Here is a 22,761-nt window from a genome sequence, read left to right on the forward strand (position 1 = left end):
TTCGGACCACCTCCCTTCTCGTGTACCTCGACGGTACGTCGCTCTTGAGGGGTCGGCAACGCGGTTTCCTCAGCTGTGAGCGGAATCGTCCGGGGCGGCGTCGAAGACGTCGGGGACCCCGTCGGCGTCACGGTCCACACGCTCTGCCTCGGACATCTGCCGGTAGCGGCGGTTGCGCAGCCGCAGCACGACGGTGGCGGCGAGCGCCGCGGCCAGCGTGCCGGTGAGGATGCCGACCTTCGCGTGGTCGTACGTCGGCGAGCCCAGGCCGTAGGCGAGCTCGGTGATCAGCAGCGAGACCGTGAAGCCGATGCCGCCCAGCAGGGCGAGGCCGACCACGTCGGGCCAGCCCAGGTTCTCGTCGAGCTGCGCGCGGGTGAACCGGGCCACGAGCCAGGTCGCCGCGGTGATCCCGATCGCCTTGCCCGCGACGAGTCCCACGGTGATGCCCACGGCGACGCTGTCGGTGACCGAGGCGGCCAGCCCGGAGACCCCGCCGACCGCCACGCCGGCGGAGAAGAACGCGAACACCGGGACGGCGACGCCGGCCGACAGCGGCCGGAAACGGTGCTCGAAGTGCTCGGCCATCCCCGGACCGGCGTCCGGCCCGCCGGCCGCCTGGCTGCGCACCACCGGCACGGTGAAGGCCAGCAGCACGCCGGCCACCGTGGCGTGCACCCCGGACTCGTGCACGAGGACCCAGGTGACCGCCGCGAGCGGCAGGAGCAGCCACCACGAACGGATCCGCTTCTGGACGAGGAGGCCGAACAGGGCCAGCGGGATCAGCGCGAGCAGCAGCGGCGCGACCGAGAAGTCGTCGGTGTAGAAGATCGCGATCACCACGATCGCCAGCAGGTCGTCGACGACGGCCAGGGTGAGCAGGAACGTCCGGAGCGCGCTGGGCAGGTGGGTGCTGATCACCGCGAGGACGGCGAGGGCGAAGGCGATGTCGGTGGCCGAGGGGATCGCCCAGCCGCGGAGAGCGCCGTCGTCCCGGCCGAGGTTGAACAGCACGAAGAACAGGGCCGGTACGGCCATCCCCCCGACCGCGGCGGCGACCGGCAGCGCGGCGCGGCGCGGGTCGCGCAGGTCACCGGCCACGAACTCGCGCTTGAGCTCCAGCCCGGCGACGAAGAAGAAGACGGCGAGCAGCGCGTCGGCCGCCCAGGTGCCGAGGGTGAGGTCCAGGTGCAGCGACGCCGGGCCGACCCGGGTGTCCCGGAGGGCCTCGTAGGCCTCCGCCCAGGGGGAGTTGGCCCAGACCAGCGCGAGAGCTGCCGCACCGAGCAGCAACGCCCCGCCCACGGTCTCCTTGCGGAGGACCGAGGCGATCCGGCTCGCCTCGGCCCAGGAGCCGCGGCCGAAGAGCCGGGGGGAGGTGGATGGCGTCGTCACGGGGTGGCTCCAGGGGAAGGGGTCGGGTCGAGACCTGCCGACCAGACTTCCCGGCGCACCCAGCCCCAACCCTACCGGGCACCTCCCGCGGACACCGGCGGGCGGCGGCGCGCTCCGTACAGTGGGCGCCGTGACTGCCCGCTCCACGCCCGGTCCCCGGGGCAGCCGGTGAGGCTCGCCGAGCTCGCCGGGCGCCGGGTCGGCGTCTGGGGCCACGGCCGCGAGGGACGGGCCGCCGTCCGCGCCGCGCAGGCCGCCGGCGCCGCGGGCCTCCTCGTGGTCGACGCCGTCCCGCCCGCCGCCGGCGACCTGCCGGCCGGCGCCGAGGCCGGCACCGACGTCGCGGCGCTGGGCACCTGCGACGTCGTCCTGCGGTCGCCAGGCATCAGCCCCTACCGCGAGGACGCGCAGGCCCTCGCCGCCCGGACGACGATGGCGTCGGGCACCGGGATCGCGCTGGCCGAGTTCGGCGCGCGGTCGGTGCCGACCCTCTGCGTCACCGGCACCAAGGGGAAGAGCACCACCAGCGCGCTGGCCGCCGCCGTCCTCACCGCGGCCGGGCGGCCCGCGGTGCACGCGGGGAACATCGGCACGCCGCTGCTCGACGTCCTCCTGGACGGTGTCGTCACCGACGGGACGTCGCTGGTCGTCGAGGTGTCGAGCTACCAGGCGGCCGCGGTCGACGACTACTCCGGCTTCGGCGCGGTCACCTCCCTGGCGCCCGAACACCTCGACTGGCACCGCTCCGTCGACGCCTACTACCGCGACAAGTTGCACGTGTTCGCCGGCTGCGGCCTGGCGACGGTGGTCGTGGGCGGGCAGGCCCGCGCGACCGCCGAGCGGTACCTGGACCCGGCGGTGCTCCTCGACCCGGCCGACGTCGTCGCCGCGGAGTCGCTGGCCGAGTTCCGGCCGGCGCACCTGCCGGGCGTGCACAACGTGGCCAACCTGCACGTGGCGCTCGCCGCCTGCGCCCGGATGGGCGTCGACCTCGCCGTCTCCGGCGACGCCGTGCGGGCCGCGGTGGCCGACTTCCGGGCGCTGCCGCACCGGCTCTCCCCGGTCGCCACCCGGGACGGCGTCACGTTCGTCGACGACACGCTGAGCACCACCCCGGTGTCGGTGCTCGCCGCCCTGGAGGCGTTCGCCGGGCAGCGGGTGACCCTGCTCGCCGGCGGGCAGGACCGCGGCCTGGACTACGCCGACCTGGCCCGCGCCGTGGTGGCCCGCGACGGGAGCGTGCGGGTGGTCACCGTGCCCGACACCGGCGCCCGGCTGGCCGCCGACATCCGCGCGGCGGCGGCCGAGGCCGGGGTCGCGGCGCCGGTCACCGAGACGGCGTCCCTCGGCGAGGCGGTCGCCGAGGCCCTGCGGACGGCGCCGCGCGGCGGGGTCGTGCTGCTCTCGCCCGGCGCACCCAGCTACAACCGCTACCGCAACTACGAGGAGTTGGCACGGACCTATGAGCAGATCCTCCTCGACGCCGGAGCAGAACGTGCCTGACGCCTTCGTCGTGGCCGAGCGCTCCCTGGACCTCGCCACGGGTGAGGCGGCGTTCACCTACCGGCTGGGCGAGGACGAGTTCACCGAGCGGCTCACCCTGGACCCGGCGCTGCTGACCGGCGCGGACCCCGCCCGGCTCGACGCCGCCCTCGACCTGGTCCACCTGGTCATGGGCACCAGCTACTACAAGCTGCGCGCGCCGGGCCGGGTCGTGGTGCGCCGGCCGATCACCAAGGCCCAGTTCGCCGTGGCCGAGGCCGCGTACACCCACGGGCTGGGCGAGTTCGCGGCGGTCAACCGGCTGCCCGTCCCGCACGAGGTGGCGTGGGAGGTCGAGCTGCGGTCGGCCGACCCGGTCCCGTCCGACGCCGGGGGCCGCGGCGCGCTGCTGCCGGTCGGCGGCGGCAAGGACTCCGCGCTGGCGCTGGTCGTCGTCAGCCCCGCCACCGCGCTGGCGGTGAACCCGACCGATGCCCAGCGCGAGGTCACGGCCGCCGCGGGGGTGCCGCTGCTCGGCGTCCGCCGGCGGCTGGACCCGCTGCTGGCCCAGCGGACGGCCGCCGGCGGGCTCAACGGCCACGTGCCGGTCACCGCGATCAACTCGGCGATCTCCACGCTGGTCGCGGTGCTGGGCGGGTTCGACCCGGTGGTGTTCGCCAACGAGCGGTCGGCCGACGAGGAGACCCTCGAGGTCGACGGCGCGCGGGTCAACCACCAGTACTCGAAGTCCTACGAGTTCGAGCGGTTCTTCGCCGCGGCCGCCGCCGAGGTGGGTGTCGGCTACTTCAGCCTCACCCGGCAGCTGTCGGAGCTGGCCACCGTCGCCGCGGTGGCCGGGATGCCCGGCCTGCGCGGGCACATCCTCAGCTGCAACCGCTCCTACACGCAGCGGCACATGGGCTTCGGGGACGGCGGCGCGGCGACCCAGAAGTGGTGCCTGCACTGCGACAAGTGCCTGTTCACCTTCCTGTGCTTCGCGGTGTTCCTGGAGCCGGCCGAGGCCGTCGAGATGTTCGGCGGCAACCCGCTGGAGGACCTCTCCCTGGTCGAGGGCTTCCGCGTGCTGTGGGCCACCGAGAAGCCGTTCGACTGCGTGGGGGAGCGGGCGGAGAGCGCCGCGGCCATGGCGCACCTGGCCGGCAGCACCGCGTGGAGCGGGTTCCCCGTCGTCCGCGCGCTGGGCGGGGAGGCGTCGGCGTTCGCCGCGGTCACCGGCGCCACGGTCGCCGGGTTCCTCGAGCCGCGGGGGGAGCACGCGGTCCCCGAGACGCACCTTGCCGCGCTGCGACGGGTGCTCGCGGAGGCCCGCTCGCCGGTGCGGTGAGCGTCGCCGGCGAGCCGGGCGCCGCGCGGCTGGCGGCGATCGAGCGGGCGGCGCTGCGGCCCGGCGCGCGTGACGTCAGTGGGATCGGCGCGTCCGTCGCCGGCCAGCTCGCTCGCCTGGCCGCGGCCCTGGCCGACGCCGGCCGCGCCCGGTCCCGGGTCGGCCTGGTGACCGGCGTCCACATCGCCTGGGCGCCGCGGCCCGCGGCGGAGACCGACGGGCCGGTGGGCACCGCCGTCCTCGCCGCGGCGCTGGCCGCGCTCGGCGCCGAGCCGGTGGTCGTCACCGACGAGCCGTGCGCCGAGGTCACCGCGGCCTGCCTGTCCGTGCTGGGCCAGGGCCGGCTGACGGTCGTCCCGCCGGGGGACGACGAGGCCGCGGTCGCCGCCCGGGTGGCGGGGCTGGACCTCTCCCACCTGGTGGCGGTGGAGCGCCTGGGGCCCAACGCCGACGGCCGGGTGCTCACGATGCGGGCGGTGGACATCACGTCGTCCACCGCGCCGCTGCACGCCGCGTTCGCCCTGCCGGGGCTGGTCACCGGCGCGGTCGGCGACGGCGGCAACGAGATCGGCATGGGCAACGTGCCGGCCGACGTGGTCGCCGCCTGCGTGGCGCACGGCGCGCGGATCGCCTGCCGGGTGCCGGTGGACGCGCTGGTGACCGCCGGCACGTCGAACTGGGGCTGTTACGCGCTGGTCGCCGCGCTCGCGGTGCTGGCCCCCCGGCACGGGCCGGCGCTGCGGGCGCTGCTCGACCCGGCGGTGGACGCCGGCGTGCTCGACGCGGCCACCGCCGCGGGCGGGATCGACGGGGTGACCGGCTCCCCGGGCGCCTCGGTCGACGGGGTGCCCGTGGCCGCCTACGCCGACCTGCTCGCCGACCTCCGCGCGCTGGCCCGGGAATAGGCTCCTCCCCGTGGCCGACTCGTCCCGCACGGAGCTCGCCGCGCCGCTGGCCGAACGCCTGCGGGCGCGCGGCCTGCGGTTGACCACCCAGCGCCAGCGGGTGCTCGCCGCCGTCGCCGCGATCGAGCACGCCACCCCCGAGGCGATCAGCGCCCGGCTCCGGGAGGACGCCGGCCCCGACGGCGCCGCCCCCGACACCTCCACCGTCTACCGCACCCTCGAGCTGCTGGAGCGGCTCGGCCTGGTCTGGCACACCCACCTGGGCAAGGGCGCGCCGGTCTACCACGCGGCCGAGCACCCGCACGTGCACGTCGTCTGCCAGGGCTGCGGGGAGATCTCCTCGGCCGACCCCGCGCTGCTGGACTCCGCGGCGGAACGTCTGGCGGCCGAGCTGGGTTTCCAGCTGGACGTGGGGCACGTCGCGCTCTCCGGGACGTGCCGCGCCTGCCGCGAACGAGCCGACCAGGAGAAGTCATGAGCACCGCGCCGTCCCCCCTGCTGTCCCGCCCCGGCGCCGTCGCCGTGCAGGACGGGTCCGTCGCGGCCCATTACGGCGACCCGCTGCGGGAGCAGCGCGCGCTGGCCGAGGGCGCGGGCCTGGTCGACCGCAGCGACCGCGACGTCCTGGCCGTCCCCGGCGCCGACCGGCTGAGCTGGCTGCACAGCCTGACCACCCAGCACCTGGACCGGGTCGCCGACGGGACCGGCGCCGAGGCGCTGGTCCTGTCGCCCAACGGGCACGTGGAGCACCACCTCGTGCTCGCCGACCTGGCCGGCACCACCTGGGTCGACGTCGAGCCGGGCACCGGGCAGGTGCTGCAGACCTTCCTCGACCGGATGCGCTTCATGCTCCGCGTCGAGCCCGCGCTGGTCACCGCCGAGTGGGCGCTGCTGTCGCTGGCCGGGCCGCAGGGGGACGACGTCCTCGCCGCCGCCGGGCTGCCGGTGCCGGCCGACCCGTACGAGGTGCGGGCCCTGGACGGCGGCGGCTGGGTGCGGCGGATGCCGCCGACCGGTGAGGGCGCCCCCCTGGTGGACCTGCTGGTGCCCCGCGCCGAGGTGACCGCCCGCGCCGACGCGCTGCTCGCCGCGGGCGCCACGCCGGCCGGGCTGGACGCCTACGAGGCGCTGCGGGTCGAGGCTCGCCGTCCCCGGGCCGGCATCGACACCGACCACCGCACGATCCCCAACGAGACCGGCTGGCTGACCAGCGCCGTCCACCTGGACAAGGGCTGCTACCGCGGCCAGGAGACCGTGGCGCGGGTGCACAACCTGGGCCGGCCGCCGCGGCGGCTGGTGCTGCTGCACCTCGACGGGCTCAGCGAGGAGCTGCCGGCCCCGGGCACGCCCGTGCTGGCCGGCACCCGCGAGGTCGGGCGGGCCGGCACCGTCGTCCGCCACCACGAGCTCGGCGCGGTGGCGCTGGCGCTGGTGAAGCAGTCGGTGAAGGGCGACGCCGAGCTGAGCGTGGGCGGTGCGCGGGCGTCGATCGACCCCGACGACGCGCCGGCGGAGGTCGACGACACCCGGGCCGCGGCGCGGGAGCGCGTCAAGGCCGTGCGGTCTGCCACGATCGGCCGGTGAAGGTGACGCGCTCGTGAGCATCGCAGCGAGCGCCAGCGAGCGAGGAGCGGAGCGAGTGCGGAACCGAGCCAGAGGTGCACGGTGAGCTCCGGTACCCTCATCACGCTCGCCCCCACCGGGGCGGAGTCGGCGAAGGCCGACGTCCCCGCGCTGCCGGTGACCGTCGACGAGGTCGTGGCCACCGCGCGCGACTGCCAGGCGCTCGGCGCCGCGGTCATCCACCTGCACATCCGCGACACCGAGACCCGGCCGACGCTGGAGCTGGGCCGGGTGCGCGAGGTGGTCACGGCCGTCCGGGAGGCCACCGACCTGGTCGTCCAGATCTCCACCGGCGGCGCGGTGACCGACCCGTTCGACGCGCGCCTGGCCGTCCTCGACGTCGAGCCCGACGCCGCGTCGCTGTCACTGGGCACGGTCAACTTCGGCCGCGACGTGTTCAGCAACCCCTGGGACCTGATCGTCGAGCTGCACACCCAGATGCAGCAGCGCGGCATCGTGCCCGAGTACGAGGTGTTCGACCTCGGCCACCTGGCCACCCTGAGCCGGCTGCTGGACAAGTACGGCCCACCGCACGGCGGACACGTGCACGTCGACCTCGTCATGGGCGTCCCCGGCGGCATGCCGGGCAACACGCAGGCCCTGGCCGCCTGCCTGCCCCACCTCTCGCCGGGTGCGTCGTTCGCCGCGACCGGGGTCGGCCGCACCTCGCTGCCGGTGATGCTCGCGGCCCTGTCGGCCGGCGGTCACCTGCGGGTCGGCATGGAGGACACGCTCACCTACGCGCCCGGCGAGCCGGTGCGCGACAACGCGCAACTGGTGGCCCGCGCGGCCGGGCTCGCCCGGATCGCCCAGCGCCCGCCGATGAGTACGGGGGACGCCCGCGCGTTCCTCGGCATCACTCGCACCACCGTGGAGGCTCTCTCGTGACCCCCGTTCCCCCGCCCGCCGGCGGTGCCGCCGTCGACGCGCTGCTCGAGCCCGGCTTCCTCGAGGCCGCCGTGCAGCGGCCGATGGCCGACGTCCGCCGGCTGCGCCGCCAGGCCGAGCAGGAGGAGGTCAACCTCTCCTACACCCGGCGGCTGCTGCAGGGCCGGCTCGACATCGTCCGCCGCGAGCTCCAGCGCCGCGCCGAGCACGACGGCCGGTCGCTGGTCGACCTGCTGCCCGAGATCCTGGCCGAGAAGGGCCGTGGCCCGGCCCACGGCCTGGGCCGGCACCAGACGGTCCAGCCGGCCGCGCCGGAGGAGTACGAGTCGTGGGTCAACGCGCTGACCCCCGGTGTCGACCTGTCCGCGGTCCCCGAGCTCAGCGACGCGGACCTGGAGACGGCGGCCCGCGCGCTGGCCGCCGCCGAGAGCTCGCTGTCGGAGCGCCGCCGCGGCGTGCAGCAGGTCATGGACGGACTGGCCGCCGAGCTCGGCCGGCGGTACCAGAACGGCGAGGCCGACGTCGCCGCGCTGCTGGCCGACGAGGGCCGGTGAAGGTGGAACGACCCCGTCCTCCCCACCCTTCGCAAGCTCAGGGCGGGCCCCTGGACGGGGCCGCGTGGCCGGACAACCCGGTGCTGGCCGAGGTGTGGCGCTCCGGGTTCCTGGAGTCGGTGCACCGGGGCGCGCTGGTCGTCGTCGCCCCGGACGGGGAGGTGCTGTTCTCCGCCGGGGACGTCGACCGGCCGGTGCTGCCCCGCTCGGCGAACAAGCCGGTCCAGGCCACCGCGATGCTCGCCGCGGGCTGGACGCCCCGGTCGGCGGAGGAGCTGGCGATCGGCGCCGGCTCGCACACCGGTGAGGACGGCCACCGCGAGCTCGCCGCCGCGGTGCTGGCCGCCGCCGGCCTCGGTCCGGACGACCTCGGCTGCCCGCCGGCGTTGCCGTCGGACGAGGCGACGAGGGCCGCCTGGCTGGCCGCCGGCCGGGCGCCGGAGCGGCTGGCGATGAACTGCTCGGGCAAGCACGCGGCGATGCTCGCCGCCTGCGTCGCGGCCGGCTGGCCGACCGAGGGCTACCTGGAGCGCGACCACCCGCTGCAGCAGGCGATCGAGGCCCGGCTGGGCGAGGCCGCGGGGACGCCGGTGACGGCGGTCGTGGTCGACGGCTGCGGCGCCCCGCAGCACGCGCTGCCCCTCACCGGCCTCGCGCGCGGGGTGTCGTCGCTGGTCGAGGCGCCGCCGGAGAGCCACGGGCGGTCGGTCGCCGACGCCATGCGCGCCCACCCCTGGTTCGTGGCCGGCACCGGCCGGGACGACACCGAGCTGATGCGGGCCGTCGACGGGCTGCTGGTGAAGGTGGGCGCGGACGGCGTGCACGTGGCCGCGCTGCCCGGCCGCGGCGCGGTGGCGCTCAAGCTGGACGACGGCGGCGAGCGGGGCCGCACGCCGGCCCTGTGCGCGGGGCTGGCACGGCTCGGCGTCCCCGAGGAGCAGCTGGCGCCGTTCGCGTCGACCCCGGTGACAGGTGGAGACGGCGTGGTCGGCGAGGTCCGGTCGGCCGCCGTCCTGCGGGGTTGAGCCGAACGCGACAGGTGTGAGGCAGCTCACCCGGCGATGCTAGCTCTGCCGCTTGCAGTTGCTAGCACCGCTGGTTAGCGTCGTGTTCGTGCAGACGCCCGGCGAGTTCGTGCGCGAGCAGGTGACCACCGTCCGAGAGAAGGTGGACGCCCTCGCGGGCAGCGTCGCGGAGACGGTGGCCGCCGAGCGGTCCAAGGTCACCGCGACCAGCTCGCAGGTCGGCGACTTCATCCGGGAGCAGCGCAGCGCCGCCCGGGTGTCCCTGCGCGAGCTCGCCCGCAGTGCCGGCGTGAGCAACCCGTACCTCTCCCAGGTGGAGCGGGGACTGCGCAAGCCGTCGGCGGAGATCCTGGCCGCCATCGCCAAGGGTCTGAAGATCTCGGCCGAGACGCTCTACGAGCAGGCCGGGATCCTCGACCGCCGGTCCGGCAACCCGGACACGGTGGCGGCCATCCGGTCCGACGCGTCGCTCTCCGAGCGGCACAAGGCGGTCCTGCTCGAGCTCTACGAGACCTACGTCCGCGAGCACGCCGCCGGCCCGGCCCCCGCACCCACCCCACCCCAGACCACCCCCCCTTCCTCGAAGGAGTCGGCATGACCGCCACCGAGAACCTCAAGAAGGCCAGCCGGACCGTCGTGGTCCAGCAGAAGACCGCCCTGCTCGCCGCCGTCGGCGCCGGTGACCTCGCCGTCGAGCGGGCCCGCGCCGCCGCCACCACCCTGCGCAGCAAGGCCGAGGCCCTGCCCGGCGAGGCCCAGGTCCAGGCCGACCTGGCCGCCAAGGAGGCCCGCACCCGCGCCACCGAGGCCGCCAACCGCGCCAAGGACGCCGTGCAGTCGGCCCGCGCCTCCGCTTCGCAGGTCGCCTCCGCCGTCCGCCCCGACGCGGTCGCGAGCACCGTCTCCGGCCTGGTCAGCACCGCCCGCACCCAGGCGGTCGCCACCATCGAGACCCTCGCCCTGCGCGGCGGCAAGGTCGTCGAGGAGCTGCGCCGCCAGCCCGCCGTCCGCAAGATCGTCTTCCGCGCCGAGCGGGCCGTGGACGCCGTCGAGGACCGCCTCGAGGACGTCCTCGAGGAGACCGCCGAGGCCGTCGCCGAGGCCTCCGACGAGGTGACCTCGGTCGCGCAGAAGACCGCCGCCAAGACCGCCAAGGCCGTGGACGCCGTCGAGGAGAAGGCCGCCCAGGCCGCCGACTCGACCAAGGCCGCGCTCGAGGAGACCGCCGAGGTGCCCGCCCCGGCCAAGCCGGCCAAGAAGAGCTCCGCGGCCCGCAAGAGCACGCCGGCCAAGACCTCGGCCCGCGTGACCCGCGCCCGCACCGCCAAGCGCACCGACCCGACGGACGTGCCCGCCAAGAGCGACGCCTGACGAAGGACCCCCTGCCCCCGCCGCTCGCAAGCCCGCGGCGGGACCTGCAGGGGCCGGCACAGGGCCCCGGAGCACCGCTCCGGGGCCCTGTGCCGTCTCGGGGGACCTCGACGACCCTCGCGGGTGACCGGGTTGCACGCGGCTCCGGATCGTGCTCGGGGGCGGGTACCCTCCCGGCATGCTGTCCTTCGACGGGGTCATCTACCTCGGGCTGTACTACGGGGCCCTCGCGCTCACCGCGTACGCCCTCGTCGACGCCCTCGTCCGGCCCGCCGCCGGGTACGTCGCGGCGGGGAAGCTGACCAAGCCGGCCTGGGCGGCGATCACCGGGCTGGCCCTGCTCGTCGTCTTCTGGCAGGGCCCGATGAGCTTCCTCGGGCTGCCGGCGATCATCGCGGCGATCGTCTACCTGGTCGACGTCCGGCCCGCCGTCCGTGGACTGCGCCGGGGCGGCAACAGCTGGTGAGGGGTCAGCCCCTGTCCGCGGGCATGACGATCCACAGCACCAGGTAGGCGACGAACTGCGGTCCCGGCAGGATGCAGGAGAGCACGAACGCCAGGCGCAGGCCGGTGACGGACAGCCCGTAGCGCCGGGCGATCCCGGAGCAGACACCCGCGATCACCTTGTTGCGGGTGTCGCGGCGCAGCGGCGGGCGGACAGGCGAGGTCATGCGCCCGACCCTACGGTCGTCGCGTGTTCCTGCGGGCGGTTGCCGGCGACATCACCGAGGCCGACGTCGACGTCGTCGTCAACGCGGCCAACCCCGGGCTGCTCGGCGGCGGCGGGGTGGACGGCGCCATCCACGCCGTCGGCGGGCCGGAGATCCTCGCCGAGTGCCGCGCGGTCAAGGCCGGGCTGCCCGGCGGCCGGCTGCCGAGGGGGCAGGCCGTCGCGACGACGGCCGGCCGCCTCCCCGCCCGGTGGGTGGTGCACACCGCCGGGCCGATCTGGTCGGCCACCCGCGACCACTCCGCGGTGCTCCGCTCCTGCTACCGCGAGAGCCTGCGGCTCGCCGACGCGCTCGGGGCGCGCTCGGTGGCCTTCCCCGCGATCTCGGCCGGGGTCTACGGGTGGCCGCTGGCGGACGCCGCCGTCCAGGCCGTCGCCGGGGTGACCGCGACCGAGGTCGAGCACGTGCAGGAGGTCCGGTTCGTGCTGCGCGGCGACGAGGCGCTGGCGGCGTTCGAGGCGGCGCTGGCCGGACTCAGCGGCTGAACACGCCCTCCGGCGGCTCGGGGGAGGCCACCGCGTCGACGTCGTGCACCGGCTGCGCCCGCCCGGCGAACCGGTCGAGCTCGGCGCCCTCGACCACCCGGCTGGGCATCGGGTCGGCGGCGCAGCGGCGCACGAGTCCGGCGATCGGCAGGTCCGCGTCGGAGGCGACCGCCACCAGGTTCCCGAACCGCCGTCCCTTGAGCGTGCCCGGCTCGGCGAGCAGGCAGACGTGCGCGAACACCGCGCGCAGCGTGGCCACCTGCGCGCGGGCGAAGCGCAGCGGCGGGCCGTCGGCGACGTTGGCGACGAACGCACCCCCGGGCCGCAGCACCCGGCGGGCCTGCTGGGCGTACTCGACGCTGGTCAGGTGGGCGGGCGTGCGGGCGCCGGCGAAGACGTCACTGACGACGACGTCGGCGCTCGCCGGGGGCAGCGCCTCCAACCCCGCGCGGGCGTCGGCTGCGCGGACCCGGATCCGGGCGCCGCGCGGCAGCGGCAGGTGGGCGCGCACCAGGTCGGTCAGCGGCTGGTCGATCTCCACGACCCGCTGCCGGGAGCCCGGCCGGGTCACCGCCACGTAGCGGGGGAGGGTCAGGGCGCCGCCGCCGAGGTGGACGACGTCGATCGGCCGGCGCTGCTCGGCGGCCAGGTCCAGCACGTGCCCCATCCGCCGGACGTACTCGAACTCCAGGTGCGAGGGGTCGTCGAGGTCGACGTGCGACTGCGGCGTCCCGTCGACCAGGAGCACCCAGGAGCCGTCCCGGTCGGCGTCGCCGAGCAGCTCGGCGACGCCGCCGGCCACGGGGGTGGGGCCCGGGGGGATCACCTCGGGCGTGGCGCGCCGGTTCACCGGCCGCGCAGGAGGGCCTCGGCCGCCGGGTCCCCGCTGACGGACACCTCGGCCGGCCGGCCCCACAGTCGGCGGAGCAGGGCGGCGGCGGGCGCCTCGAGCCGGGTACCTGCGTCGCCGTCCGATCCGTCCCGCACCTCGACGGCGCCGTCGGTGACGCGGACCAGCCAGCCGCGGCCGGTGTCGGTGCTGCGGACGGCGACCGCGGTCCGCGCCGTCCGCAGCGGGTCGGTGTGCGCCCAGCGGGGGACGACGACGCGCAGCAGCTCGTCGACGCCGTCCTCGGCCAGCTCCGGGTCGACCGCGGTGACCGGGACCCCGGCGGCGACCTCGAGGTCCATCCGGTGGACGGTCAGCTCGTGCGCCTGCCGGCGGACCCAGGACGCGGCGACCCGCTCGGCGGCGGGGCTCATGTGCCAGGCGGGGGAGTCCGGCGGGACGGTGCGCAGCGCGGCGACCAGCTCCCCGTGACCGGCCGCGTACCAGTCGAGCAGTCCGTCGTCGGGGGGCTGCGGCGGAGCCGCCGGGCGCTCGGTCGTGCCGGCCCGGACGATCGCGGTGGCCCAGCGGTGCACGGCGCCGAGGTGGCCGACCAGATCGCGGACGGTCCAGGCGGGCACCCACGGGACCGGGCCGTGCAGACCCGGCGCGGCGGTCAGGCCGGCGTCGACCTCCGAGGCCAGGACGCCGAAGCGCTTCCCCTCCTCGACGACGACCTCGGTGCAGCGCTGCCGGAGCGCCTCGTCGATCGCCACGGGGCCATCGTGCCCGACCACCTGCGGTCAGACCGGCGCGACCGCCGACCAGCGCACGGTGACCTCGCCCTGCCGCCACCGGCGGGTGGAGCCGACGAACGGCCAGCCCTGGCCGGCGAGCGCCTCGACCGCGGCCGTCCAGCGCTGGCGCGGGCCGAACGTGGACATCCCCGCCGACGCCGCCCAGGCCGCGTCGAAGGCCCGGAGGAACTCGTGCACCGGCTGCCCCGGGACGTTGTGGTGGATGAGCGCCTTGGGCAGCCGCTCGGCGAGGTCGGAGGGCCGCTCGAGGTCGGACACGCGCGCCGAGAGGGTCAGGGTGAGCGGCCCGTCGGCGTCCAGGGCCACCCAGACCGCCCGCCGTCCCCACTCGTCGCAGGTGCCCTCGACCAGCAGGCCGCCGGGGCCGAGCGCGGCGCACATGGTCTCCCAGGCGCGCGCCGCGGACTCCTCCTCGTACTGGCGCAGCACGTTGAACGCCCGGACCAGGACCGGCCGCAGCCCGGCCAGCTCGAAGCCGCCCAGCCGGAAGTCGATCCGCGGCGGGTCCCGGTCGGCGGCGACCGCGGCCACGCGCGCCGGGTCGATCTCCAGGCCCACCACCTCGAGGCCGGGCACCTCCGGGCCCAGCCGGTCGGCCAGCTCCAACGTGGTCACCGCCGACGCGCCGTAGCCGAGGTCCACCACGAGCGGGCGCGCCGCGTCGCGCAGCCGCGGCAGCTGGGTGGCCAGCAGCCAGCGGTCGACCCGGCGCAGCCGGTTGGCGTTGGTGGTGCCGCGGGTGGGCAGGCCCAGGGCGCGCGCCCGGCCCGCCGCCAGGCGCGGGTTGGCCTTCTTGGGGAGGCTGGCCCGGCGCTTGTGGTCCCCGCCTCCTGCCTCGCTCACCGGTCCGAAGGGTAGTCGCGGTTAGCGTGGAGCCGTGCAGGTCCGACGGAACGCCCCCCTCGCGGAGCTGACGACGCTGGCGGTGGGTGGCCCGGCGGAGCGGCTGGTCGAGGTCACCGACGCCGACGAGCTGGTCGCCGCCGTCCGCGACGCCGACGAGGCCGGACGCCCGATGCTGCTGCTCGGCGGCGGCTCCAACGTCATCGCCCCCGACGCCGGCTGGCCCGGGGACGTGGTCCTCGTGCGGTCCCGCGGCATCGAGCGGGACGGCGGGCGGCTGGTCGTGCAGGCCGGCGAGCCGTGGGACGACCTGGTCGCCGCCACGGTCGAGCAGGGCCTGGCCGGCATGGAGGCGATGTCGGGCATCCCGGGGTCGACCGGTGCCACGCCGGTCCAGAACGTCGGCGCCTACGGCCAGGAGGTCGCGCAGGTCATCACCGCCGTCCGGGTGTGGGACCGCGCGGAGAAGGCCGAGCGCACCCTGACGCCCGGCGAGTGCGGGTTCGCCTACCGCGACAGCCGGCTCAAGCGCGAGCCCGGGCGGTTCGTCGTCCTCGACGTGGCGTTCGCGCTGGAGCCGGGCGAGCTGTCCCGGCCGATCGGGTACGCCGAGCTGGCCCGGCGGCTGGGCGTGCAGCTGGGCGAGACCGCGCCGCTGGCCGACGTCCGCGCCGCTGTGCTGGAGCTGCGCCGCGGCAAGGGCATGGTCTGGGACCCCGCCGACCCCGACAGCCGCAGCGCCGGCTCGTTCTTCACCAACCCGATCGTCGCGGCCGAGCAGGCCGTGGAGGGCTGCCCGAGCTGGCCCGCCGGCGACGGCCGGGTCAAGCTCAGCGCCGCCTGGCTGGTCCAGCACGCCGGTTTCGGCCGCGGCTTCCGCGAGGGCCGGGTCGGGACGTCGTCCCGCCACAGCCTGGCCCTGACCACGGCGGACGGCGCGACCGCGGCCGAGCTGCTCGCCTTCTCCGACAAGGTCATCGCCACCGTCCGCGAGCGCTTCGGCGTGACCCTGGAGCGGGAGCCCACCGCCGTCCGCCCGTGAGCGGGCCCCCTCCGCTGTTGATCATGGGCTCGTTGCTCGACGACACGCCGCTGGGCGGCGTGTCGGCCGGCAACGACCCCATGATCAACGACGCGGTCAGCGACGCGGTGGACGGGGACGAGGGTGTCCCTACTCGCGGAACACCTTGTGCTGGGCGGCCTGGGCCCGGGGCCGGACGACGAGCAGGTCGACGTTGACGTGGTGCGGCCGGGTGAGCGCCCACGCGACGCAGTCGGCGATGTCCTCGGCCACCAGCGGCTCGCGCACCCCCCGGTAGACCGACTCCGCCCTCTCCCGGTCGCCGACCCGATTGAGCGTGAACTCCTCGGTCTTCACCATGCCCGGCGCGATCTCCACGACCCGGACCGGCTGGTCGTAGAGCTCCAGCCGCAGCGTCTCGGCGAGGGTGTGCACCGCGTGCTTGGCCGCCGTGTAGGACGCCCCGCCCTCGTAGGAGATCAGCCCGGCGGTGGAGCCCATGAACAGCAGGTCGCCGGCGCCGGACGCGATGAGCTTCGGCAGCAGGGCCTTGGTCAGCCGCACGGTGCCGAGCACGTTCACCTCGTAGGTGCGCTCCCAGGAGTCGAGGTCGGCCTCGGCGACCGGCGCGGCGTCGAAGGCCCCGCCGGCGTTGTTGACCAGCACGTCGACCCGGTCGAGGGCGGCGGCGAACTCCTCGACCGACGCCGGGTCGGTGAGGTCCAGCGGCAGCGCCCGGCCGCCGATCGCGCCGGCCAGCTCGGCCAGCCGGTCCAGGCGCCGCGCCCCCAGGACGACGTCGAAGCCCTCCGCTGCCAGTCGTGTGGCCGTGGCCGCCCCGATGCCGCTGGAGGCGCCGGTCACGACCGCGGTGCGGCCCGCGCCGGGCAGGTGCGGGGAACCGGATGCAGACTGGGCGGAGGGGTCGGGCATGTGCCCATCCTGGCGTTGTTGCAGGATGGAGAGTCGAGCGGGTGCCGTCCGGCGCCCTGAGCCGAGGCGGGGAGGTCGGACGTGGCCGCTCGCCGACGCCCCCGGTCGGCCGCGCCCCGGCGGGTGGCGACGCTCTCGGTGCACACCAGCCCGCTCGACCAGCCCGGCGCCGGTGACGCCGGCGGCATGAACGTCTACGTCGTCGAGGTCTCCCGCCGGCTGGCCGCCCGCGGCATCGAGGTCGACGTCTTCACCCGCGCCACCTCCAGCGACCTGCCGCCCGTCGTCGAGATGAGCCCGGGCGTCACCGTGCGGCACGTCAGCGCCGGCCCGTTCGAGGGGCTGGGCAAGGAGGAGCTGCCCGGCCAGCTGTGCGCGTTCACCGCCGCCGTGCTCCGCGAGGAGGCGCAGCACGAGCCGGGGCACTTCGACGTCGTCCACTCCCACTACTGGCTGTCGGGCCAGGTGGGGTGGCTGGCCCGCGACCGGTGGAGCGTGCCGCTCATCCACACCGCACACACCCTCGCCAAGGTGAAGAACGCCGCGCTCGCCGCCGGTGACCGGCCCGAGCCGCAGGGCCGGGTGATCGGTGAGGAGCAGGTGGTGGCCGAGGCCGACCGGCTGATCGCCAACACCGCCGACGAGGCCCGCGACCTGGTCGACCACTACGGCGCCGACCCGCGGCGCACCCTCGTCGTCCCGCCCGGCGTGGACCTCGACCGCTTCACCCCCGGCGACCGGACGGCGGCCCGCCGGGAGCTGGGCGTCGCCGAGGACGCCGTGGTGCTGCTCTTCGTCGGCCGCATCCAGCCGCTCAAGGCGCCCGACCTGCTGCTCGAGGCGGCGGCCCGGATGCTCGCCGACGACCCCGCGCTGCGCGACCGGCTCCAGGTGCACGTGATCGGCGCGCCCAGCGGCTCGGGCCTGGAGGCGCCCCGGCAGCTCGAGCAGCTGGCCGCCGAGCTGGGCATCGCCGACCTGGTCCGCTTCCTGCCGCCCCAGCACGCCGAGCGGCTCGCGCAGCACTACCGCGCCGCCGACGTCGCCGTCGTCCCCAGCCACAACGAGTCCTTCGGCCTGGTGGCGCTGGAGGCCCAGGCGTGCGGGACGCCGGTGGTGGCCGCCGCCGTGGGCGGGCTGCGCACCGCCGTGCGGGACGGCGTGTCCGGCGTGCTCGTCGAGGGCCGCGAACCGGCCGACTACGCCGCCGCGATCCGCGCCGTCCTCGCCCGGCGGGAGCTGCTGTCGGCCGGTGCCCGGCGGCACGCCGGCTCCTTCTCCTGGGAGCGCACCGTCGACTCGCTGGTCGCCGCCTACACCGCCGCCGCCGAGGAGATGGCCGCGGCCGCCCACGGCCGGGTGGCCGGCCCGGTGCTGCGCCCGGCCCGCACCCTGGGGGCGGTGCTGCCGCTCCCCGGGGTCGCCCGGTGAGCGTCGAGGCGCTCGACGCGGTCATCGAGCAGACCCTGCGCGAGGCCGAACTGGTCTTCGAGCACCCGGCCCCGGGCCGCTGGCTGGTCGACCTGCCCGGCACGAAGAAGCTCAAGACGGTCTGCGGCCTCGTCGTCGGGGAGCACGCGCTGCGGGTGGAGGCGTTCGTCTGCCGGCAGCCCGACGAGAACCGCGAGCAGCTGTGGACCTTCCTGCTGCAGCGCAACGCCCGCATGTACGGCGTGTCCTACTCGATCGACCGGGTGGGCGACGTCTACCTGACCGGCCGGCTGCCGCACGCGGTGGTGACGCCCGAGGAGCTGGACCGCATCCTCGGCGCCGTGCTCAGCTACGCCGACGAGCCCTTCAACACGATGCTCGAGATCGGGTTCGGCACCTCCATCCGCCGGGAGTGGGAGTGGCGGGTGAAGCGGGGCGAGTCCCTGCGCAACCTGGAGGCGTTCGCCGACTTCGCCGACCCCCAGCGGCGGACCGGCGCGGCCGTCCGGGACCGGGACGGCGAGGAGTGACGGCGGCCGAGCGGACGGCGTCCGGGCCCCCCGCCGAGGACCGCCCCGGCTACGCCCGCCGCTGGTGGGTGCTGGCCACGATGACGGTCTGCCTGCTCGTGGTGATCATGGGCAACACGACGCTCAACGTCGCCATCCCCACCCTCCAGCGGGACCTGGGGGCCAGCCAGGGCGAGCTGCAGTGGGCGATCGACGCCTACATCCTGGTCTTCGCCGGCCTGCTGTTCTCCTGGGGCGTGGTGGGGGACCGGATCGGCCGCCGCACCGTGCTGCTGGTCGGCCTGTCGATCTACGCCGTCGCGTCGGTGTTCGGCGCCTTCAGCGACAGCCCCGCGCAGCTGATCGTCTGGCGGGCGGTGATGGGGATCGGCGGCGCGGCGGTCCAGCCGGCCACGCTCGCGGTCATCACCAACGTCTTCCCGCCCGGGGAGCGCGGCCGCGCCATCGGCATCTGGGCCGGGGCCGCGGGGCTGGCCGTCGCCGGCGGCCCGCTGGCCAGCGGCGCGGTGCTCGAGCACTTCTGGTGGGGCGCGATCTTCCTCATCGCCGTGCCGGTCGCCGTCCTCGGGGTGGTCGCCACGCTGCTCGTCGTCCCCGAGTCCCGCGACCCCTCCCCGGGCCGGCTGGACGTCCCCGGCGTGCTGCTGTCCATCGTGGCGCTGGCCGGCCTGGTCTACGGGATCATCCACGGCGGCTCGGGGGAGGGCTGGAGCTCGCCGGGTGTGCTGGTGCCGCTGCTCGGCGGGCTGGGCCTGCTGGTGCTGTTCGTCTGGCTGCAGCGGCGCTCGACCCACCCGGCGCTGGACGTCACGCTCTTCCGCAACCCGGCGTTCTCCGCCGCCGCGGCCGCACTGGGCCTGAACTTCTTCGCGCTCATGGGCGCGACCTTCTATCTCGTCTACTACCTGCAGGGCGTCCTCGGCTACGGACCGCTGGGCAGCGGCGCCGCGCTCATCCCCATGGCCCTGGGCATGGCGGTCATGGCGCCGGGCAGCTCCCGGCTGGCCGAGCGGTTCGGCGCCAAGGCCGTCGTCGCCACCGGCTTCACCCTCATCACGATCGCCGTGCTCGGCTTCCAGCTGCTCGACCGCGCCTCGCCGCTGTGGCTGCTGCTCGGCATCCTGTCGGTGCAGGGGCTCGGCATGGGCGCGGTGATGGCGCCGACGACGGAGTCGATCATGTCCGTCGTCCCGCGGCACAAGGCCGGCGCGGGCGCCGCGGTGAACAACTCCGTCCGGCAGGTGGGCGGCGCCCTGGGCGTGGCCATCCTGGGCTCGCTGCTGGCCTCGTCCTACGGGTCCTCCCTCGGGGACGCCGTCGAGGTGCTCCCGCCCGGCGCCCGCACCGAGGCGAGCACCTCGCTGGTGGCGACCCTCGAGGCGGTGGCCGGGGTCCGCGCCGCCGGGGACGCCGACGCCACGGCCGCGGCGACGAGCCTGCTCGACCCCGCGCAGGAGGCCTTCGTCTCGGCCATGCACGTCACGGCGGTCGGGACGGCGGCGGCCACCCTGGTCGCCGCGGTCGTCGTCCTCGTCTGGCTGCCCGGACGCCGGCGGACGGCCGCTCAGGAGGCGGTCCCGGCCCACCAGTAGGTCGTCGACGTCCGCGGCCGGTCGTCGCGGAACCGGCGCATCGCCTCGGCCACCTCCGGCTCCCGCTCGGCGGGCAGGCACAGCCGGCGCCTGGTGAAGGCCAGGACGACGTCGTCCGGGGCGTCCTGCCAGGGGTCGGGCCGCGACTCGGAGACCGACTCCGCGGCGACGCCGAGCTCGGCCAGCACCTCACCGAAGAGCTCGGCGCTCGGGCCGGCGGGGCGGTCCTGCCCGTGGAAGTGCCGCCACAGCTCTCGCATCGAGGTCCAGGGGTGCAGGTCGCTGAGCTCGACGACCACCCGGCGGCGGGCGTGGTCGGTCAGCGCCGCGACGAACCCGGCGATGTCGGGCACGTTGTAGACGACGTCCGCGGCGACGACGACGTCGGCGGGCGGCACCTCCCCCGCGACGTCGGGCCAGCGGCCGCACCAGGTGCGCACCGGCGTGGTCCCGGCTGCCTCCCGGTACCGCTCGAGCATCTCGGGGGAGGAGTCCACCGCCAGCAGTTCCGCGGCGCCCACGGGGAGGCTGGCCCGGCCGCCGCCGCAGCCGACGTCGAGCACGCTGGCCGGAGCCGCCTCGCGCGCCACCTCGACGGTGCGGCCCGGGCGGCGGGTGCTGCCGAACAGCCCGGGCGGGAACCCGTACGGCGACTCGGGTGCGGCGGCCAGGATCTCGGGGTCGATGGCCCACGCGGCGAGTTCGTCGGCCCAACGCTGCACTGCGGTCACCCACTGATGCTCTCCTGCTCGCACCGCGCGCTCGTGGGTAGTGGGGGCTCGGGGGTCGCCCTTGGCTCTCGGCCCCGCTGCAGGGTCCCGCCGCGAGCGTGCGAGTGGTGGGGGGCTCGGGGGTCGCCCTCGGCTCTCGGCCCCGCTGCAGGGTCCCGCCGCGAGCGTGCGAGTGGTGGCGGGGCTCGGGGGTCGCCCTTGGCTCTTGGCCCCGCTGCAGGGTCCCGCCGCGAGCGTGCGAGTGGTGGCGGGGCTCGGGGGTCGCCCTTGGCTCTCGGCCCCGCTGCAGGGTCCCGCCGCGAGCGTGCGAGTGGTGGGGGGCTCGGGGGTCGCCCTTGGCTCTTGGCCCCGCTGCAGGGTCCCGCCGCGAGCGTGCGAGTGGTGGGGGGCAGGGGCGTCCTTCTACCGTGGCGACGGTGCAGGACCAGACCGGGCAGCAGCGCTTCGTGCGGGTGCTCGTGGGGCTGGTCGCGGCCTCCGCGCTGGTCTACCCGATGCTGCTGTGCGCGGTGGAACTCGCCCTCGCCCAGCTGGTCGTCGTCGACGTCCCTGCGGTGCTGCTGTGGCTCGCGGTCGCCGTGACCTGCAGCGTCGCCCTGGTCGCCGCGCTGCGCTGGGGTGCCGAGCGGCCGGTCCGCAGCCCGTGGCTGCTCACCGGCCTGGCACCGCCGGCCGCCTTCGAGCTGTGGGTCGTGTGGCCGCTGCTCACCGGCTGAGCCCGCCCCACCCGCGTCGGGCAGGATGGCCGGTGTGACGACGACTCCTCCGGGGACGCTGGTGCTGCTCCGCCACGGCGAGAGCGAGTGGAACAAGGCGAACCTGTTCACCGGCTGGGTGGACGTGCCGCTGTCGGAGAAGGGCCGCGCCGAGGCCGCGCGCGGTGGCGAGCTGCTCGCCGAGCACGGCCTGCTCCCGGAGGTGGCGCACACCTCGGTGCTCAAGCGCGCCATCAGCACCGCCGAGCTGGCGCTGGCCGCGGCCGACCGGCAGTGGATCCCGGTGAAGCGCTCGTGGCGGCTCAACGAGCGGCACTACGGCGCCCTCCAGGGCAAGGACAAGGCGCAGACGCTCGCCGAGTACGGCGAGGAACAGTTCATGGTCTGGCGCCGCTCCTACAGCACCCCGCCCCCGCCCATCGAGGCCGGCAGCGAGTACTCCCAGGACGACGACCCGCGCTACGCGATGCTGCCGTCGGAGGTGCGGCCGCAGACGGAGTGCCTGGCCGACGTCGTCGTCCGGATGCTGCCGTACTGGTACGACGCGATCGTCCCGGACCTGCGCGCGGGCCTCACGGTGCTCGTCGCCGCGCACGGCAACAGCCTGCGGGCGCTGGTGAAGCACCTCGACGGGATGGGTGAGGACGAGGTGGTGGGCCTCAACATCCCCACGGGCGTGCCGCTGCGCTACGACCTCGACGACGACCTGCGGCCGGTCAAGCCCGGCGGCGAGTACCTCGACCCGGAGGCGGCCGCGGCCGCCATCGAAGCGGTCAAGAACCAGGGCAAGAAGTAGGACGACGACGGGCCCCTCCCGGGATGGGAGGGGCCCGTCGTCGTGCCGCGGAGCGGGTCAGTTCGCCGTCGCGTGCATCTCCCGCTCGCCGGTGACGAGGAAGACCACCCGCCGGGCGACGCTGACCGCGTGGTCGGCGAAGCGCTCGTAGTAGCGGCCGAGCAGGGTGATGTCGATGGCCGCCTCCATCCCGTGCGGCCAGTCCTTCGACAGCAGCTCACGGAAGAGCTGGCGGTGCAGCTGGTCCATGAGGTCGTCGTCGGCCTCGAGGTGGGCGGCGGCCTCGACGTCGAGCTTGGCGATCACCGTGGCGGTCTGGCTGACCAGGCTCTCGGCGACGTGTCCGGCCTGCAGGAAGATCGGCCGCAGCTCCTGCGGGACGGCGGGCTCCGGGAAGCGCATCCGCGCCAGCTTGGCCACGTGGACGGCCAGGTCACCCATCCGCTCGAGGTCGGCGATGATCCGCATGGCCGCGGTGATCGTCCGCAGGTCGGTGGCCACCGGCGCCTGGCGGGCCAGCAGGGTGAAGCAGCGCTGCTCGATGCTCTCGCGGGTGGCGTCGATGCGGTCGTCGCCCTCGATGACCAGGTTGGCCAGCTCGACGTCGGCGTCCAGGAGGGCGGTGGTCGCCTTGCTCATCGCCGAGCCGACCGCGTTCGCCATGTCGACCAGGCAGCTGTTGATGTCCTCGAGTTCCTCGTGGTAGTGCTGGCGCAC

The 22,761-nt window shown here is 75.9% G+C and carries 26 protein-coding genes; 18 read left to right on the forward strand and 8 right to left on the reverse strand.

The window, feature by feature from the left end:
* Positions 1–69: 69 nt before the first annotated feature.
* Positions 70–1,395 (reverse strand): Na+/H+ antiporter NhaA, encoded by a 1,326-nt coding sequence (nhaA, locus tag ACI789_RS10720; protein ID WP_457008774.1) that lies wholly within the window; start codon positions 1,393–1,395, stop codon positions 70–72.
* 168 nt (positions 1,396–1,563) lie between these two features.
* Here nhaA and murD point away from each other — a divergent pair, with 168 nt between their 5' ends.
* The 11 genes from murD to ACI789_RS10775 all read left to right on the forward strand — a co-directional run bounded on the left by murD (position 1,564) and on the right by ACI789_RS10775 (position 11,054).
* Positions 1,564–2,898: a UDP-N-acetylmuramoyl-L-alanine--D-glutamate ligase gene (gene murD / locus ACI789_RS10725; protein ID WP_457008776.1), complete on the forward strand. Its 1,335-nt coding sequence runs from the start codon at positions 1,564–1,566 to the stop codon at positions 2,896–2,898.
* Positions 2,858–4,222 (forward strand): hypothetical protein, encoded by a 1,365-nt coding sequence (locus tag ACI789_RS10730; protein ID WP_457008778.1) that lies wholly within the window; start codon positions 2,858–2,860, stop codon positions 4,220–4,222. Before murD ends, ACI789_RS10730 begins: the two co-directional genes overlap by 41 nt.
* On the forward strand, positions 4,219–5,127 hold the full coding sequence (locus ACI789_RS10735) for a glutamate cyclase domain-containing protein (RefSeq protein ID WP_457008780.1): 909 nt from the start codon (positions 4,219–4,221) through the stop codon (positions 5,125–5,127). Before ACI789_RS10730 ends, ACI789_RS10735 begins: the two co-directional genes overlap by 4 nt.
* A 10-nt stretch (positions 5,128–5,137) precedes the next feature.
* A complete protein-coding gene (locus tag ACI789_RS10740) occupies positions 5,138–5,605 on the forward strand; it encodes a Fur family transcriptional regulator (RefSeq protein WP_456916306.1) in 468 nt (155 codons plus the stop codon).
* The gene (gene ygfZ, locus ACI789_RS10745; RefSeq protein WP_457008782.1) at positions 5,602–6,711 is read left to right on the forward strand and encodes a CAF17-like 4Fe-4S cluster assembly/insertion protein YgfZ; all 1,110 of its coding nucleotides are present in this window, start codon (positions 5,602–5,604) and stop codon (positions 6,709–6,711) included. The genes ACI789_RS10740 and ygfZ overlap by 4 nt, the downstream gene beginning before the upstream one ends.
* 81 nt (positions 6,712–6,792) lie before the next feature.
* Positions 6,793–7,638: a 3-keto-5-aminohexanoate cleavage protein gene (locus ACI789_RS10750; RefSeq protein WP_457008785.1), complete on the forward strand. Its 846-nt coding sequence runs from the start codon at positions 6,793–6,795 to the stop codon at positions 7,636–7,638.
* Positions 7,635–8,192, forward strand: a complete 558-nt coding sequence (locus tag ACI789_RS10755; RefSeq protein ID WP_457008787.1) for an RsiG family protein — start codon at positions 7,635–7,637, stop codon at positions 8,190–8,192. The genes ACI789_RS10750 and ACI789_RS10755 overlap by 4 nt, the downstream gene beginning before the upstream one ends.
* Before the next feature lie 80 nt (positions 8,193–8,272).
* On the forward strand, positions 8,273–9,217 hold the full coding sequence (locus ACI789_RS10760) for an asparaginase (RefSeq protein ID WP_457008789.1): 945 nt from the start codon (positions 8,273–8,275) through the stop codon (positions 9,215–9,217).
* An 88-nt stretch (positions 9,218–9,305) separates the two neighbouring features.
* Complete coding sequence (locus ACI789_RS10765) at positions 9,306–9,815, forward strand: helix-turn-helix domain-containing protein (RefSeq protein WP_457008791.1); 510 nt, start codon at positions 9,306–9,308, stop codon at positions 9,813–9,815.
* Positions 9,812–10,588, forward strand: a complete 777-nt coding sequence (locus ACI789_RS10770) for a hypothetical protein (RefSeq protein WP_457008793.1) — start codon at positions 9,812–9,814, stop codon at positions 10,586–10,588. The genes ACI789_RS10765 and ACI789_RS10770 overlap by 4 nt, the downstream gene beginning before the upstream one ends.
* Positions 10,589–10,766: 178 nt before the next feature.
* Positions 10,767–11,054 (forward strand): DUF2516 family protein, encoded by a 288-nt coding sequence (locus tag ACI789_RS10775; RefSeq protein WP_456916299.1) that lies wholly within the window; start codon positions 10,767–10,769, stop codon positions 11,052–11,054.
* Between the two features lie 4 nt (positions 11,055–11,058).
* Here ACI789_RS10775 and ACI789_RS10780 read toward each other — a convergent pair whose 3' ends face one another.
* Positions 11,059–11,259: a PspC domain-containing protein gene (locus tag ACI789_RS10780; protein WP_457008795.1), complete on the reverse strand. Its 201-nt coding sequence runs from the start codon at positions 11,257–11,259 to the stop codon at positions 11,059–11,061.
* Between the two features lie 23 nt (positions 11,260–11,282).
* Between ACI789_RS10780 and ACI789_RS10785 the strand changes: the two genes are divergently transcribed.
* Positions 11,283–11,804, forward strand: a complete 522-nt coding sequence (locus tag ACI789_RS10785; RefSeq protein ID WP_457008798.1) for an O-acetyl-ADP-ribose deacetylase — start codon at positions 11,283–11,285, stop codon at positions 11,802–11,804.
* Here ACI789_RS10785 and ACI789_RS10790 read toward each other — a convergent pair.
* The 3 genes from ACI789_RS10790 to ACI789_RS10800 are packed head-to-tail and all read right to left on the reverse strand — an operon-like array spanning position 11,794 to position 14,294.
* Entirely contained in the window at positions 11,794–12,654 is an 861-nt protein-coding gene (locus tag ACI789_RS10790; protein WP_457008800.1) for a spermidine synthase, read from the reverse strand. The genes ACI789_RS10785 and ACI789_RS10790 overlap by 11 nt on opposite strands.
* Entirely contained in the window at positions 12,651–13,409 is a 759-nt protein-coding gene (locus ACI789_RS10795; RefSeq protein WP_457008802.1) for a maleylpyruvate isomerase N-terminal domain-containing protein, read from the reverse strand. The genes ACI789_RS10790 and ACI789_RS10795 overlap by 4 nt, the downstream gene beginning before the upstream one ends.
* Before the next feature lie 27 nt (positions 13,410–13,436).
* Entirely contained in the window at positions 13,437–14,294 is an 858-nt protein-coding gene (locus ACI789_RS10800; protein ID WP_457008804.1) for a class I SAM-dependent methyltransferase, read from the reverse strand.
* Positions 14,295–14,328: 34 nt separating this feature from the next.
* On the opposite strand from ACI789_RS10800, the gene ACI789_RS10805 reads away from it, so the two are divergent.
* Positions 14,329–15,336 (forward strand): UDP-N-acetylmuramate dehydrogenase, encoded by a 1,008-nt coding sequence (locus tag ACI789_RS10805; RefSeq protein ID WP_457008806.1) that lies wholly within the window; start codon positions 14,329–14,331, stop codon positions 15,334–15,336.
* Positions 15,337–15,465: 129 nt separating this feature from the next.
* Here ACI789_RS10805 and ACI789_RS10810 read toward each other — a convergent pair whose 3' ends face one another.
* Complete coding sequence (locus tag ACI789_RS10810; protein WP_457008808.1) at positions 15,466–16,248, reverse strand: SDR family oxidoreductase; 783 nt, start codon at positions 16,246–16,248, stop codon at positions 15,466–15,468.
* Between the two features lie 81 nt (positions 16,249–16,329).
* Between ACI789_RS10810 and mshA the strand changes: the two genes are divergently transcribed.
* The 3 genes from mshA to ACI789_RS10825 are packed head-to-tail and all read left to right on the forward strand — an operon-like array spanning position 16,330 to position 19,801.
* Entirely contained in the window at positions 16,330–17,679 is a 1,350-nt protein-coding gene (gene mshA, locus ACI789_RS10815) for a D-inositol-3-phosphate glycosyltransferase (RefSeq protein WP_457008810.1), read from the forward strand.
* The gene (locus ACI789_RS10820) at positions 17,676–18,209 is read left to right on the forward strand and encodes a YbjN domain-containing protein (protein WP_457008812.1); all 534 of its coding nucleotides are present in this window, start codon (positions 17,676–17,678) and stop codon (positions 18,207–18,209) included. The genes mshA and ACI789_RS10820 overlap by 4 nt, the downstream gene beginning before the upstream one ends.
* Positions 18,206–19,801, forward strand: coding sequence for an MFS transporter (locus ACI789_RS10825; protein WP_457008814.1), 1,596 nt, complete (start codon positions 18,206–18,208; stop codon positions 19,799–19,801). Before ACI789_RS10820 ends, ACI789_RS10825 begins: the two co-directional genes overlap by 4 nt.
* Here ACI789_RS10825 and ACI789_RS10830 read toward each other — a convergent pair.
* Entirely contained in the window at positions 19,774–20,532 is a 759-nt protein-coding gene (locus ACI789_RS10830) for a class I SAM-dependent methyltransferase (RefSeq protein ID WP_457008816.1), read from the reverse strand. The genes ACI789_RS10825 and ACI789_RS10830 overlap by 28 nt on opposite strands.
* Positions 20,533–20,948: 416 nt before the next feature.
* On the opposite strand from ACI789_RS10830, the gene ACI789_RS10835 reads away from it, so the two are divergent.
* Entirely contained in the window at positions 20,949–21,248 is a 300-nt protein-coding gene (locus tag ACI789_RS10835; protein ID WP_457008818.1) for a hypothetical protein, read from the forward strand.
* Between the two features lie 34 nt (positions 21,249–21,282).
* Positions 21,283–22,044, forward strand: coding sequence for a phosphoglyceromutase (locus tag ACI789_RS10840; protein WP_457008820.1), 762 nt, complete (start codon positions 21,283–21,285; stop codon positions 22,042–22,044).
* 57 nt (positions 22,045–22,101) lie between these two features.
* Here the strand turns inward: ACI789_RS10840 and phoU are convergent, their stop codons facing one another.
* Positions 22,102–22,761, reverse strand: a complete 660-nt coding sequence (gene phoU / locus ACI789_RS10845; protein ID WP_457008823.1) for a phosphate signaling complex protein PhoU — start codon at positions 22,759–22,761, stop codon at positions 22,102–22,104.

The organism is Geodermatophilus sp. SYSU D00965, assembly GCF_054050075.1.